General features: G+C 72.2%; 14 protein-coding genes. 10 read left to right on the forward strand and 4 right to left on the reverse strand.

Annotated elements, in window-relative coordinates; genetic code table 11:
• Nucleotides 1-82: 82 nt before the first annotated feature.
• Both ABC271_RS12760 and ABC271_RS12765 read left to right on the forward strand, forming a co-directional pair.
• Complete coding sequence (locus ABC271_RS12760) at nt 83-1279, forward strand: glycosyltransferase (protein ID WP_412925217.1); 1197 nt, start codon at nt 83-85, stop codon at nt 1277-1279.
• A gap of 90 nt (nt 1280-1369) precedes the next feature.
• Entirely contained in the window at nt 1370-2212 is an 843-nt protein-coding gene (locus tag ABC271_RS12765; RefSeq protein ID WP_412925218.1) for an SDR family oxidoreductase, read from the forward strand.
• Between the two features lie 27 nt (nt 2213-2239).
• On the opposite strand, the gene ABC271_RS12770 is transcribed toward ABC271_RS12765, so the two are convergent.
• The gene (locus tag ABC271_RS12770) at nt 2240-2563 is read right to left on the reverse strand and encodes a hypothetical protein (RefSeq protein ID WP_412925219.1); all 324 of its coding nucleotides are present in this window, start codon (nt 2561-2563) and stop codon (nt 2240-2242) included.
• 160 nt (nt 2564-2723) lie between these two features.
• Here ABC271_RS12770 and ABC271_RS12775 point away from each other — a divergent pair, with 160 nt between their 5' ends.
• The 3 genes from ABC271_RS12775 to ABC271_RS12785 all read left to right on the forward strand — a co-directional run bounded on the left by ABC271_RS12775 (nt 2724) and on the right by ABC271_RS12785 (nt 5663).
• A complete protein-coding gene (locus ABC271_RS12775) occupies nt 2724-3818 on the forward strand; it encodes a type III polyketide synthase (protein ID WP_412925220.1) in 1095 nt (364 codons plus the stop codon).
• 86 nt (nt 3819-3904) lie between these two features.
• Nucleotides 3905-4564, forward strand: a complete 660-nt coding sequence (locus ABC271_RS12780; protein WP_412926163.1) for a methyltransferase domain-containing protein — start codon at nt 3905-3907, stop codon at nt 4562-4564.
• Nucleotides 4557-5663, forward strand: coding sequence for an FAD-dependent oxidoreductase (locus ABC271_RS12785; RefSeq protein ID WP_412925221.1), 1107 nt, complete (start codon nt 4557-4559; stop codon nt 5661-5663). The genes ABC271_RS12780 and ABC271_RS12785 overlap by 8 nt, the downstream gene beginning before the upstream one ends.
• 72 nt (nt 5664-5735) lie before the next feature.
• On the opposite strand, the gene ABC271_RS12790 is transcribed toward ABC271_RS12785, so the two are convergent.
• Nucleotides 5736-6578, reverse strand: coding sequence for a UbiA family prenyltransferase (locus ABC271_RS12790; protein ID WP_412926164.1), 843 nt, complete (start codon nt 6576-6578; stop codon nt 5736-5738).
• A 262-nt stretch (nt 6579-6840) separates the two neighbouring features.
• Between ABC271_RS12790 and ABC271_RS12795 the strand changes: the two genes are divergently transcribed.
• A complete protein-coding gene (locus ABC271_RS12795) occupies nt 6841-7731 on the forward strand; it encodes an SDR family NAD(P)-dependent oxidoreductase (RefSeq protein ID WP_412925222.1) in 891 nt (296 codons plus the stop codon).
• A gap of 37 nt (nt 7732-7768) precedes the next feature.
• Here ABC271_RS12795 and ABC271_RS12800 read toward each other — a convergent pair whose 3' ends face one another.
• The gene (locus ABC271_RS12800) at nt 7769-8335 is read right to left on the reverse strand and encodes a DUF2231 domain-containing protein (RefSeq protein ID WP_412925223.1); all 567 of its coding nucleotides are present in this window, start codon (nt 8333-8335) and stop codon (nt 7769-7771) included.
• Entirely contained in the window at nt 8332-9213 is an 882-nt protein-coding gene (locus ABC271_RS12805) for a manganese catalase (protein ID WP_412925224.1), read from the reverse strand. The genes ABC271_RS12800 and ABC271_RS12805 overlap by 4 nt, the downstream gene beginning before the upstream one ends.
• 241 nt (nt 9214-9454) lie before the next feature.
• On the opposite strand from ABC271_RS12805, the gene ABC271_RS12810 reads away from it, so the two are divergent.
• From ABC271_RS12810 to ABC271_RS12825, 4 genes are all read left to right on the forward strand, one after another.
• Nucleotides 9455-9907, forward strand: coding sequence for an Hsp20/alpha crystallin family protein (locus ABC271_RS12810; protein ID WP_412925225.1), 453 nt, complete (start codon nt 9455-9457; stop codon nt 9905-9907).
• Nucleotides 9908-10024: 117 nt separating this feature from the next.
• On the forward strand, nt 10025-11065 hold the full coding sequence (locus ABC271_RS12815; protein WP_412926165.1) for an iron-containing redox enzyme family protein: 1041 nt from the start codon (nt 10025-10027) through the stop codon (nt 11063-11065).
• Nucleotides 11062-11262, forward strand: coding sequence for a CDGSH iron-sulfur domain-containing protein (locus ABC271_RS12820; RefSeq protein WP_412925226.1), 201 nt, complete (start codon nt 11062-11064; stop codon nt 11260-11262). Before ABC271_RS12815 ends, ABC271_RS12820 begins: the two co-directional genes overlap by 4 nt.
• The gene (locus ABC271_RS12825; RefSeq protein WP_412925227.1) at nt 11262-12299 is read left to right on the forward strand and encodes a glycosyltransferase family 2 protein; all 1038 of its coding nucleotides are present in this window, start codon (nt 11262-11264) and stop codon (nt 12297-12299) included. Before ABC271_RS12820 ends, ABC271_RS12825 begins: the two co-directional genes overlap by 1 nt.
• The last annotated feature ends 83 nt before the right edge of the window (nt 12300-12382 follow it).

Below are 12382 nucleotides of genomic sequence, written 5' to 3' on the forward strand. Positions count from 1 at the left end.
AACCCTCAGCATGGGGAAACCGCACACCGCGGCCATCGACCCGGCTCCGCTCGTCGGCGCCCCTCCCCGGAAAGCGACCGCGATGAACCGACCCGTCCGCGTGCTGTCCCTGTACGAGGGATTCTTCGCCGGAGGTGCCCGCATCCTCCACTCCGATGTCGTCGCAGGGTTGCACACCGGCGGAGGCCAGGAGCACCGCGTCCTGTCGCTCACCTCGGCGGCGCGCCGCGACGCCTCGCTGCAGTACGCCCACGACGACACCCGGTTCCGCATGCTGCACGGCGCCGGCGTGCGCATCGACACGTTCGACCGTGTCGCGGGCGACACCCCCATGACTCCGGACTCCTTCACGGCGGCGGAGCTCGCGCACGCCGCCGCGCTCATCGCGGATGCCGACATCGTCCTGTCGCTCAAGGAGCAGCCGCTGAGCCTGATCGTCGCCCTCGACCGCGCGGGAATGCTCCCCGACCGCCCCACCGCGGCGTGCCTGCATCGCTCCGACCCGACGCACTCCGGTCCGGCACTGGGCTGGCTCGTCGACGCGGGAGCGTCCGGTGCGGTGTCGGCGACCATCTCGTGCGCGGCCTCGACCTCGCTCGCGTACACCCGCGCGGGGGTCGCCACGGCGCACGCATGGGTCATCGACAACGGCATCGACACGCGCCGGTTCCGCCCCGGCACGCGTGCCGAGCGGCGCGGCATCCGCGCCTCGCTCGGTATCCCGGAAGCGGCGCCGGTGGTGATGCTGGCGGCGCGGTTCGACGCGATGAAGGACCCCGGGCTCTTCCTGGACGCGGTCGCCCGGCACTCGCGCCGCCACCCCGGGGCGCACTACGTCCTGTGCGGGTCGGGGATGACCCACCGCAACCCCGGGTTCGCCGCGTTGCTCGCGGACACCGACCTGGGCCCCGGAGTCGCCGTGCACGCGCTGGGCCTTCGCGATGACATGCCCGCCCTCTACCGCATGGCCGATGTCGTCGCCCTCACCAGCGCGTTCGGCGAGGCGTCGCCCCTGTGTCTCGCCGAGGGGGCGGCATCCGGAGCCATCCCCGTCACGACGGACGTCGGCGATGCCGCACGCGTCGTCTCCGGCGTCGGACTCGTGACCCCGCGGGACCCCGACGCGATCGCGGCGGCATGGCAGGAGGCGGTGACGCGACGCGTCGAGTTGCGATCCGCGGCGATCTCCGCCCGCGCCCGCCTCGACCGGCGCCGCATGATCGCCGACTATCGCGGGGCGATCGAAGAGCTCGTGCTGCCCGAGGCTCTCGCGGCCTGACGGCGAGACGGCCGTCCGGGCTGTCAACCCTCGTGCGGGATTGCGCCGCAGCGGGTGGAGTCGGGTCTCCCCGATCCCCTGGAGGAAGACATGGCTCAGCAGCCCCCGCAGCAGCAAGACGTCCCCGGCACCGACCGCGCCATGGACCCGAAACCGGACTACGGCCAGGACAGCTACCGTGGCTCGGGGCGCCTCGAAGGAAAGGTCGCGCTCATCACCGGCGGCGACAGCGGCATCGGCAAGGCGGTGGCCCTCGCGTTCGCGCGCGAGGGGGCGGACGTCGCCATCGCCTACCTGAACGAGCACGAGGATGCCGAAGAGGCACGCCGCTTCGTCGAGGACGCCGGCCGCCGTGCGATCCTCCTGCCCGGCGACATCTCCGACCCGCAGCACTGCCGTGACCTGGTCGCGCACACCGTCGATCAGTTCGGCGGCCTGGACGTGCTCGTGAGCAACGCGGCGTTCCAGATGAGCCACGAAACGCTCGAGGAGGTGTCGGACGAGGAGTGGGACTACACGTGGGCGACCAACGTCAGCGCGTACTTCCACCTCGTCAAGGCCGCGCTCCCCCACCTGAAGGAGGGCGCGTCGATCATCGGGTCGAGCTCGGTGAACTCCGACATGCCGAACCCCACGCTGCTCCCGTATGCCGCGACGAAGGCCGCCATCGCCAACATGACGGCGTCGCTGGCGCAGTTGCTCGCCGACCGGGGCATCCGCGCGAATAGCGTGGCCCCGGGCCCGGTGTGGACGCCGCTCATCCCCGCGACGATGCCCGAGGACGCCGTCGAGAGCTTCGGCGAGCAGACGCCGCTCGGTCGCGCCGGACAGCCCGCCGAGCTCGCGCCGGTCTACGTCCTGCTCGCCTCGGACGAGGCCAGCTACGTCTCGGGCGCGCGCGTGGCCGTGACGGGTGGCAAGCCGATCCTCTGAGCGTGGCTGCGCCCCTCGATCGCTCGTTCAGTCGAGGGGCGCCCAGGCCGCCACCGCGATCACGATGATGACCAGCAGCGCGACCGCGGCCTGCACGCACATCAGCACCGCGAAGATGTAGCCCTGCGGGGAGCCGCGCCGGCTGGCGAGCCCGTTGACCACGATCGCGGCGAAGATGCCGCCCTGGAACGCGATACCGATCCACGCCCACGCCGCCACGATCGGGATCGAGAACGCGAAGACCACTACCGCGACGAGCGCGAGAAGAGCGGATGCCACGATCCACACGCGCGGCTTCGGTCGGCGCACGGCATCCTGGTTCGTGACACGAGTGGGGTCGACGTCGCTCATGAAGGGGTCCTCTCCGGGGGTGAGCGGCCACCGTACGGATGCGGCGAGACCGACTCCGACGGGGTTGACAGCCACCGCCACGGACCCGGGCACCATAGACGGCGCGCGGCAGGCGCACCATCCCCGACGCCGGAACCCCGAACCGTGCCTACAGTGAGGCATGACCGCGAGCATCCTCTCGATCGGCACGGCGCTGCCTCGCACCCGTGTCGCCCAGTCGGCGCTGCGCGACCTGTTCGCCGCGCAGCCCGGATTCGATCGGCTGAGCCGTCGTCTCGTGGGGGCCGCGTTCGACGCGGCGGCCATCGACACCCGTCACACCGTGCTCCCGCAACTTGCCGGCGCCGATTCCGACGGGCTCGCGGCGCTGGCCGACGGCGAATTGACGATGCCGCCCACGGGCGCCCGCAACGACGAATACCGTCGGACGGCTCCGGCCCTGTTCGCCGAGGCCGCCTCCGCGGCGCTGGACGGCTCGGGACTGGGGCCCGACGCGGTCACACACGTCGTCACGGTGTCGTGCACGGGTATGTTCGCGCCGGGCCCGGACTACCTCCTCGTGCGCGATCTCGGTCTCTCGCCCACGGTCGAGCGCTACCACCTCGGCTTCATCGGGTGCGCGGCGGCAATCCCCGCTCTCAGGCTCGCCGCGCGGATCGTCGCCGCCGACCCGGCAGCCGTCGTGCTCGTCGCGGCGACGGAGCTGTGTTCGCTGCACTGGCAGACCTCGTCGCATCCCGACCAGATCGTGGCCGCGTCGGTGTTCGCCGATGGTGCCGCGGCGGCCGTGGTCAGCGCGCCCGACGACACCCGGCCGAGCCTCGACCTCGAGGGCTTCGCGACGTTCGTCACCGACGAGGGCGAGAAGGACATGTCGTGGACCGTCGGCGATTCGGGATTCGAGATGACCCTGACCCCGGAGGTGCCGCGCATCATCGGCCGCGAGATCGCCGCGATCGCCGCCGACGTGGTGGGCGATCTTGCCGAGGTCGACGCGTGGGCGGTGCATCCCGGCGGTCGAAGCATCCTCGACCGCGTCGAATCCGCCCTCGATCTGGATGCCACGGCCCTCGCGACCTCGCGCGAGGTGCTGCGTACGCACGGAAACATGTCGAGCGCGACCCTGCTTTTCATTCTGCGCGACCTCCTCGCCGATCCCGACCGGGCGGATGGCGATCGGGTCGCCGCTCTGGCCTTCGGGCCGGGCCTCACGGTGGAGGCGGCGCGGCTCACGGTGCGCCGGCCGACGCCGTGACGGCCGACCGGCGCTCCCGCGACGCCGGCCCCGGGGACGTGTTCTGGCCCGACCTGGCCGCGCGCGACACGGTCGTCACCGAGCTGATGGACGACCCCGACTGCGACCCGCGTGCCCTCGCGGCGACCTATCGACGTTTCGACGTCGTGAATCGTCTCGTCTCAGCCTGGGGCCACGTGTACCGCACGCGCGTGCGCCCCCAGCTGAGCGCGCTCGGCCGGCCCGCGCGGGTGCTCGACCTCGGCTGCGGCGGGGGCGATGTGGTCGCGCGCCTCGCGGCGCTCGCCGCCCGCGACGGCCTCGACGTGGAATGGGTGGGCGCCGACCCCGACTCCCGCGCGCTCGACGCCGCCCGAGAGCGGGAGGGCGCGGGGCTCGTCTTCACCGCACAGGGGTCACGCGAGCTCCTGGCGGCCGGTGAGACGTTCGACCTCGTGCTGTCGAACCACGTGCTGCACCACCTCGACGCCGCCGGTCTTGCGGCCTTCGCCGAGGACTCCCGGGCGCTGTCCCGCGGGTCGGTGCTGCACGCCGACATCGCGCGCGGACGCCTGGCCTATGCGCTGTACGCGGTCGGAATCGCTCCCCTGGCGGCGGGGACCTTTCTGCGCGTCGACGGGCTGCGCTCGATTCGTCGCAGCTACCGAGCGCCGGAACTCGCGACCGCATTGGGCGCCCCCTGGCGCGTGGAGACCCCGGCACCGTTCCGTCTCCTGGCCACCGCGAAGGGACAAGCCCGTGCGTGAGGTTCTCGTGGTCGGAGCGGGCCCCGTGGGCCTGGCGCTCGGCGCCGATCTCCGCGCGCGCGGCATCGACGTCGAGATCGTGGAGCGGCGAATCGGCATCGACGACGGCACGCGAGCAATCGGCATCCATTCCCCCGCGCTGGCCCTGCTCGAGGCGTCGGGCGCGACCGGGGCGCTGCTCGAGCGGTCGGTGACGATCCGGCGCGGCGAAGCCCGGGCCGACGGGCGACTGCTCGCCGCGATCCGCTTCGATCGGCTGCGCGCACGGCATCCCTACGTCGCCGCGCTCCCCCAGGCCGACACCACGGCGGTTCTGACGGCTCTCGCCCCTCCCGTGCGCCGGGGCGTCCAGGTCACGGCCGTCGTCGACGACGGAGCGGGGGTGCGCGTCGAGACGGACGACGGTGACGTTCGCGCGGGTCTGGTCGTTGTGGCATCCGGATGGTCGGGTCGGGGCCTGGTCTACCGCCCCGATGCCGTGCACACGCGGCACTACCGCGATCGTTACGCGATGGTCGACACGGTCGCCGCCGGTGGGCCCACGGCCGTCGTTCACCTCGAGCGCGGCGGAGTGGTCGAGTCGTTCCCCTTGCCCGGCGGCCGACGCCGCGTGGTGGCTTGGACGGGGCGCGACGAGGTGACGGATGCGGCGGGCTTCCTCCGCGACGCGGTCGCCGCCCGCACCGGTGTCGACATCGACACGGCGGGCGCCTCGACGTTCCGGGTGCGGCGGGCGGTCGCGCCGGCGCTGCGGCGGCAGCGGGTATTCGTCGTCGGCGACGCGGCGCACGAGGTGAGCCCCATCGGCGGTCAAGGCATGAACCTCGGCCTGCTCGACGCCCTGACGCTCAGCCCGCTGCTCACATCGTGGATCCGCTCGGGGCGCGATGACGGTCTCGCCCGCTGGGAGCGCGACCGGCTCGCCTCGGCACGGCACGCGGCACGGCTGGCGGCGCTGAACACGGTGCTCGGTCGGGCGGCCGGCCCGACCGCCCACGCGGCACGATCGCTTGCGCTGCGCACCGTCCTGCGCGGCCCAGGCGCCGAGGCGTTCGCCCGGGCATACGCCATGCGCTACGACCGCGCCGCGCGGGACTGACAGGCATCACGCCCGCGAGACCGGCGCTGCGACGCCCGCGCGATCCGTGCGCGGCGTGCTCGATCGCCCCGCTCAGGCCAGCACGAGCTGCGCCGCCAGCAGCAGAGCCGCCAGCATCGTCACCCGGAACACGGCGCGCCCGGGCGGACGCCGCAGCGCAAGCACGACGGTGGCCGCGGCGGCCGTCACGACCGCCGCGAAGAACGCCCCGGCCAGCGGGGTGGGTGTTGCGGTCGGACCGACGAGCACGGCGAGTCCCCCGATGACGATCCCGGCGGCCGCGACCAGCACCGACGCGCGTGCACCGAGACGGTGCGGGAGCCCGCGCACCCCCGTCCGACGATCGTCGTCGAGGTCGCGAACGACGTTGGTCAGATGCACCGCCGCGCCGAGTGCCGCGCCCGCGAGCGACGCCCAGGGGGCGGCGAGGCCGGGCGAGGGGAGCGAGAGCGTCGCGAACGAGGGAAACAGGCCGAAGCTGAGCAAGAACGGCACGATCGAGAACGGCGTCGACTTGAGCCCGGCGTTGTAGGCCCACGCGGAGGCCAGGGCGACGGCGTGCGCGGCCAGCAGGCCTGTGCCCAGCGGCGCCGAGAGGACGACGGCGACGACGGCGGATGCCACCGCCACCGCGAGCGCGAACTCCGGCGTGATCGCTCCCCCGGCGATGGGCTTGTCGGTACGACCGACCGCGGCGTCTCGGGCGCCGTCGATCGCGTCGTTCGACAGCCCGACCGAGACCTGACCGGCGAAGACGGCCGCGACCAACACGGCGAGACGGAGCGGCTCGACGCCCGCCGCCACGCCCAGGGCGAGCGAGAGCACCGTGACCACCAGCGTGGGCCCGGGATGGGTGGCGCCCCACAGGGCTCGCACGAGCTGGGGCCGGGCGGAAGGGCGGGGCACGGCATCCATCACCCGACGACGCTACCGCGAGGCGGACGGTGCGGGTCGGCACCCGCGTGCACGAGGCTTCGGATGCCGACACGTCCCCTTCGCGCGGAGACGTCCGACCGCACACGGGGTTGCGGGGGCGCTGACGTGCTGTTATTGCGTCGCTGCCCGTGGCACGCCCTCGATGGAATCCCCACCGTCAACCCCCGCGGACCTCGCCGCGCCGCCGCCTAACCTCGCGGCACACGTCACGGGCCACCGCGGCGCGCACGAAGGGGGCAGCATGGGTCAGGTCGTCGTCGTCACCGGGGGTTCCCGAGGGATCGGGCGCGCGGTCGCGCTGCGCTTCGCACGACGCGATACGCGGCTCGTGCTCGTCGCGCGTGACGAGGTCGCCCTCGCCTCCGCCGCCGAGGAGTGCCGTTGCCGCGGTGCCGAGGTGCTCACCCTTGCCATCGACCTCGCGACCCCCGAGGGCCCGACCAGGGCGACGGACGCCGCGATCGTCCGCTTCGGTCGCATCGATGTGTGGGTGGCTGCGGCATCCGTCTTCTCGTACGGGTCTGTCGAAGAGACCCCGGATGCCGTGCGCGACAGGGTCATCGAGACGAACCTCGTCGGCCACATGCGGGCGGCTCGCGCCGTGCTCCCCCACTTCCGGGCGCGCGGCGGGGGCACCATCGTCTTCGTCGGCTCGCTGTACTCCCAGGTCGCCGGCCCCTACGTTTCGTCGTATGTCGCGGCGAAGCACGGCCTGCTGGGCTTCGCACGGTCGCTGCGCCAGGAGATGCTCCCGCACCGCGGCATCCGCGTGAGGGTCGTGCTGCCGGCGAGCATCGATACGCCGATCTACCAGCGCGCCGCGAATCACACCGGCCGCACACCGTTCCCCCTGCCCCCGGTGGTCTCGGCGGACCGCGTCGCCCGCGCGATCGTGCGCGTCACGCGTGGACGCCGGCTCGAGGTCGGCGTGGGCGCGGCGCAGTTCGTGGCCCGCCCGCTGCAGGTGCTCGCTCCGCGCGTGTACGACCGATTCATCCGCGCGCTGCAGCATGCCCTCGGCCTGCGCCGGAGACCCGCCGCCCCGACCGCCGGCGCAGTCCTGGCACCGCAGCACGACCCGGGCGCCGTGAGCGGCGGCTGGCCCCGGTTCCCCGTCCGCCGTCCGCGCTGAAGGACCCGGATGCCAGGGCATCCGGGGTCCCGAGAGCTCACGCCGTCTCGAAGCCCTCGCGCTGGGTGTGCTCGTCGGCGACGCGCACGCCCCAGCGGTAGGCCAGCTTGCCGCCGAGCCAGCCCGAGACGCTGAGTCCCGACGCGGCGATCAGACTGAGCGCCAACGCCACGCCCGGGACGCGGCCGAGATCGAGCATGCGCACGAACAGGCCGATCGAGAACAGCACCATTGCGGTGACGTTCAGAGTCAGGTGCACCAGGGCCGTCCGACGTGCGGGAGTGCCCTTCGGGATGCGCGACATGTCCAGCAGGCCGAGCACCGACGCTCCCACCGCCCCGCCGAGCCCGATCGCGATGAGCCACCTCGACCCCGTCGCGAAGGAACGCGGGTCATCGGCGGCGAGGCCGAGCAGGTCGAACACGAGGCTCGACGACCACGCGCCGATCGGAATCGTCACGGCCACCGGGTGGAAGGGATGGCCGTACGGTCCCGCCACAATCGCGCGCGGCATCTTGGCGGCCCGCATCGCGAGAAAGCTCGCTCCGCGGCGCGGAGCCGAGGCCGTCGAGGGCCCCGGCATCGCGGCATCCACCCCGCTCATTCCTTGTGCAGCGCGTCCTGGGCGCGCCCCGCGAGCTTCTCGACCGTGTTGGGGAGCTCGGTCGTGCCGTAGAAGCGGACGTCAGGGTGCGTGGGCGGCGGCATCGGCACACCCGGCTCCGGTGAGGCGAGGTACGTGAACTCGCCCTTGCCGTCGGGGGTGGGGCCGGACGCCCAGCGGCCCTCGGCGGCAGCGGCACCGTCGGAGAAGTTGATGTACTGATACGACACGTCGCGGTCCTCCTTCTCGAGCGGGAAGTTGCTGGGCACGGGGAGGCTCTCGTAGCCCTCCTCCTGCAGTTCGGCCGCGGCCGCCGCCCACTGGTTCTGGTGCATCGTGTCGCGGGCCAGCAGGAACGCGAGAAGGTCCTTCACGCCGTGGTCGTCGGTCTGGTGGTAGAGCCGCGCGACCTGCACGCGTCCCTGCATCTCGGCGTTCGCGTTGGCCGTGAAGTCGGCGAGCAGATTGCCGCTGGCCGTGATGAAGCTGCCCTGCCACGGGTTTCCGTTGGAATCGACGGGTCGCGCTCCCGCGCCCGCGACGATGCCGTGCTGGATGTCGGTGCCACCGATGACCGCGGCCACGGTCGGGTCGTTCTGGACGGCTTCCTCGGTGATGCCGAGGGGCGACTTCTCGAGCAGCTGCGCGATCATGACCGCGAGCATCTCGACGTGGCCCATCTCTTCGGCGCCGATCCCGAAGACGAGGTCGCGGTACTTCCCGGGCATGTGCATGTTCCACGCCTGGAACTGATACTGCATGGCGACGGAGATCTCGCCGTACTGTCCGCCGAGCACCTCCTGCAGCTTGCGGGCGTAGACGGCGTCGGGCTTGTCGGGTGTAGCGGCGTGCTGGAGTTCCTGCCGGTGGAAGTACATCGTGCTCCTTCGTCGTCGGAACACCGCCCGGGGGGGTGCGGTGTCGACGACCACGAAACGGGGCGGCGAACCCGGCGACACGGGGGTTGCCATAGCGCTCCGACGGGAGCACAATCGCGCGCCCGCGGTCTTGGCACTCGCCACACGTGAGTGCTAATCTGACATCAAGTTGAGCGTAACGGACTCAACTTGAACATCCCTCCGGATGCCGGATCCGGACCGATCGAAAAGGAGAACGACCATGGCCACCTACGACCCCTTCCGCGACCTCGACCGCCTCGCGTCGACGCTCCTCGACACCCGCCGCGGCGGACCGCGACGCATGCCGATGGACCTGTACCGCGACGGCGACCACTACGTCCTGTCCGCCGACCTACCCGGCGTCGACCCGGGATCGGTAGACATCGATGTCGACGGCCAACTGCTCACCATCCGGGCAGAGCGCACCCTCGCAACCGGCGACGACGTCAAGTGGATCACGCGCGAGCGCGAGACCGCCTCGTTCGTGCGTCAGCTGAACCTCGGTCAGGGGATCGACACCGAACACATCAGCGCCACCTACCGAAACGGCGTCCTGTCGGTCATGATCCCGGTGAGCGAGAAGGCCAAGCCTCGGCGCATCGCCGTTTCGACCGAAGACGGCAACGACGTCATCGCCGCTCACGAGAGCACACCACAGCCGATCGAGCAGTGAGTACACGGAGGGGGTGACCGCGGGGTCGCCCCCTCCTCCCGTGTCAAGGGTCTCGGCGATCACCGCTCCCGCCCGCAGAGTGCTCCGGTGTCCGCGACCCTCTCCCCCCACGATCCGCTGGCCGCCGTCGACGCCGACGACAGGCTCTCCCTCCCCTTCACGCCGCGCGGCCCGGTGAGCGCCGCCGTCCTCCGGCATCTCGCCGGGGGCGCGCCCACCAACCACACCGCCCTGGCCGACCGCGCCGTCGCCGCCTCGACCGACGTCGAGACCGACGATGACCTGCAGCTCGCCCTCTTCGCGCTGTACGCCTCGGCGTACGGTTCGGTCGCGGCGTTCGATCCCGAGCGGGAATGGGATCCGTCGCTCCTCGCCACGCGTGGCGTCATCGAGCGGGCTTTCGAGGCGGCACTTCGCGCTCGCGTGCCGCAGCCCGAACTCCCCGCGACGACGATGGATGCCGTTGCGCGGGCGCTCTTCGCCCTGACCGCCGCCGACACCGGCCCGAGTCTCTCGCGCTACCTCGCGAAGAAGGCCACTCTCGATCAGGCGCACGAGTTCCTCGTGCAGCGATCGATCTACACCCTACGGGAGGCCGACCCCCACTCGTGGGCGATCCCGCGCTTGACCGGGCGCCCCAAGGCCGCCCTGGTGGAGATCCAGTCCGACGAGTACGGCGGCGGGAATCCTGGACGCGTGCACGCCGAACTCTTCGCCCGCGCGGTCCGCAGCGCCGGACTCTCGGACACGTACGGCGCCTACGTCGACGACGTTCCGGCCGTGACACTCGCCTCGCACAACGCGATGTCGATGTTCGGCCTCAATCGGCGTCTGCTCGGCGCGATCGTCGGCCACCTCGCGGCGTTCGAGATGACCTCCTCGGTCCCGAACCGCCTCTACGCCGAGGGCCTGCGCCGCCTCGGCTTCGACGACGACGTGTGCGGCTACTTCGACGAGCACGTCGAAGCCGACGCCGTCCACGAGCAGATCGCCGCCCGCGACCTCGCGGGAAGCCTCGCCGAAGATCGCCCCGACCTGCTCCCCGACATCCTTTTCGGCGCCGCGGTCTGCCTCAGCGTGGACGGTCGCGTCGGGGAGTACCTCCTCGACGCGTGGACGCGCGGCGAGTCGTCGCTGCGGCCAGAGGAGGTGCGATGACATCGGAGCCGCCGCGGATCACGGCCTATCCCGACGGTCCACTGCTCGTGCGGGGCGATGTCGACCTGCGCGACGTGGACGGCAACGCGATCGAGAAGCGTCGGCGAACGGTCGCTCTCTGCCGGTGCGGGCTGTCGACCATCAAGCCGTTCTGCGACGGGACCCACAAGCCCGCGGGGTTCCGCACCGAGGACTGATGCGTCTCGCCGCAGAGTACGTACTCCCGCTGCGGTGGGAGCACGACGACAGCCTGGACGACATGACCGCGTACCTCTGCACGTTGGCGGAATGGATCGACGTCACCGTCGTCGACGGATCGGACGCCCCCGTCTTCGCCGTCCACGCGACCGCATGGGCGGCCCACGTCCGACACGTCCGCCCCACCGTGGCGACGGGCGCGAACGGCAAGGTACGGGGCGTACTCACGGGAATTTCCCTCGCGCGGCACGAGCGCGTGATCCTGGCCGACGACGACGTCCGCTACGACCGGAACGGACTGGATGCCATCGTCTCCGCGCTCCGCGACGCCGACCTCGTCGCGCCGACGAACATCTTCCGTCCCCTCCCCTGGCACGCCCGGTGGGACACGGGCCGCTCACTCCTGAACCGCGCACTCCACCATGACTACCCCGGAACGTGCGGCGTCCGCCGCGCCGCGCTCGAGCGAACCGGCGGCTATGACGCCGACGCCCTCTTCGAGAACCTCGAGCTCGAACGGACCGTCCGCGCCGGGGGCGGCGCGATACGACAGCTCACCGACGTGTACGTCATGCGCCGCCCACCCACGCTCCGCCACTTCCTCGGCCAGAGGGTGCGGCAGGCCTACGACAGCCGCGCCCAGCCCGGACGCCTGCTCCTCGAACTGGCCCTCGCGCCGACCCTCCTCGCGCTGCGCCGACGTCCCGGCATCCTCATGCTCATCGCGTTCGGGATCGCCGTCGTCGCGGAGCGGGGGCGACGCCGTGGCGGCGGGCGGCGCATCTACCCGCGATCCGCGGCGGTCTGGGCACCGCTCTGGGTCGTCGAGCGTGCGGTCACGAGCTGGCTCGCGCTCGGCGCCCACGCCCGCGGAGGCGTGCGCTACGCCGGCACCCGGGTGCGGCACGCAGCGACCCCGCTCCGCGACCTCCGCCGCCGTCACTCCACGACGCGCGCCCCTTCTGCGGGCCGCGAAAGCTCGGCATCCAGGGCGTCCACGAGACCCGCGACAGTGTCGTCGATCGACGCCGGCTGACGGAACGCCCCGACCCGCTCGAGGTCGGCGAAGCCGTGCAGCGCCGACCGGACCTACCGCCCAGCACGTCCACGACGCGATGA

Source organism: Microbacterium canaveralium (genome assembly GCF_047238045.1).
Taxonomy (GTDB): Bacteria; Actinomycetota; Actinomycetes; order Actinomycetales; family Microbacteriaceae; genus Microbacterium.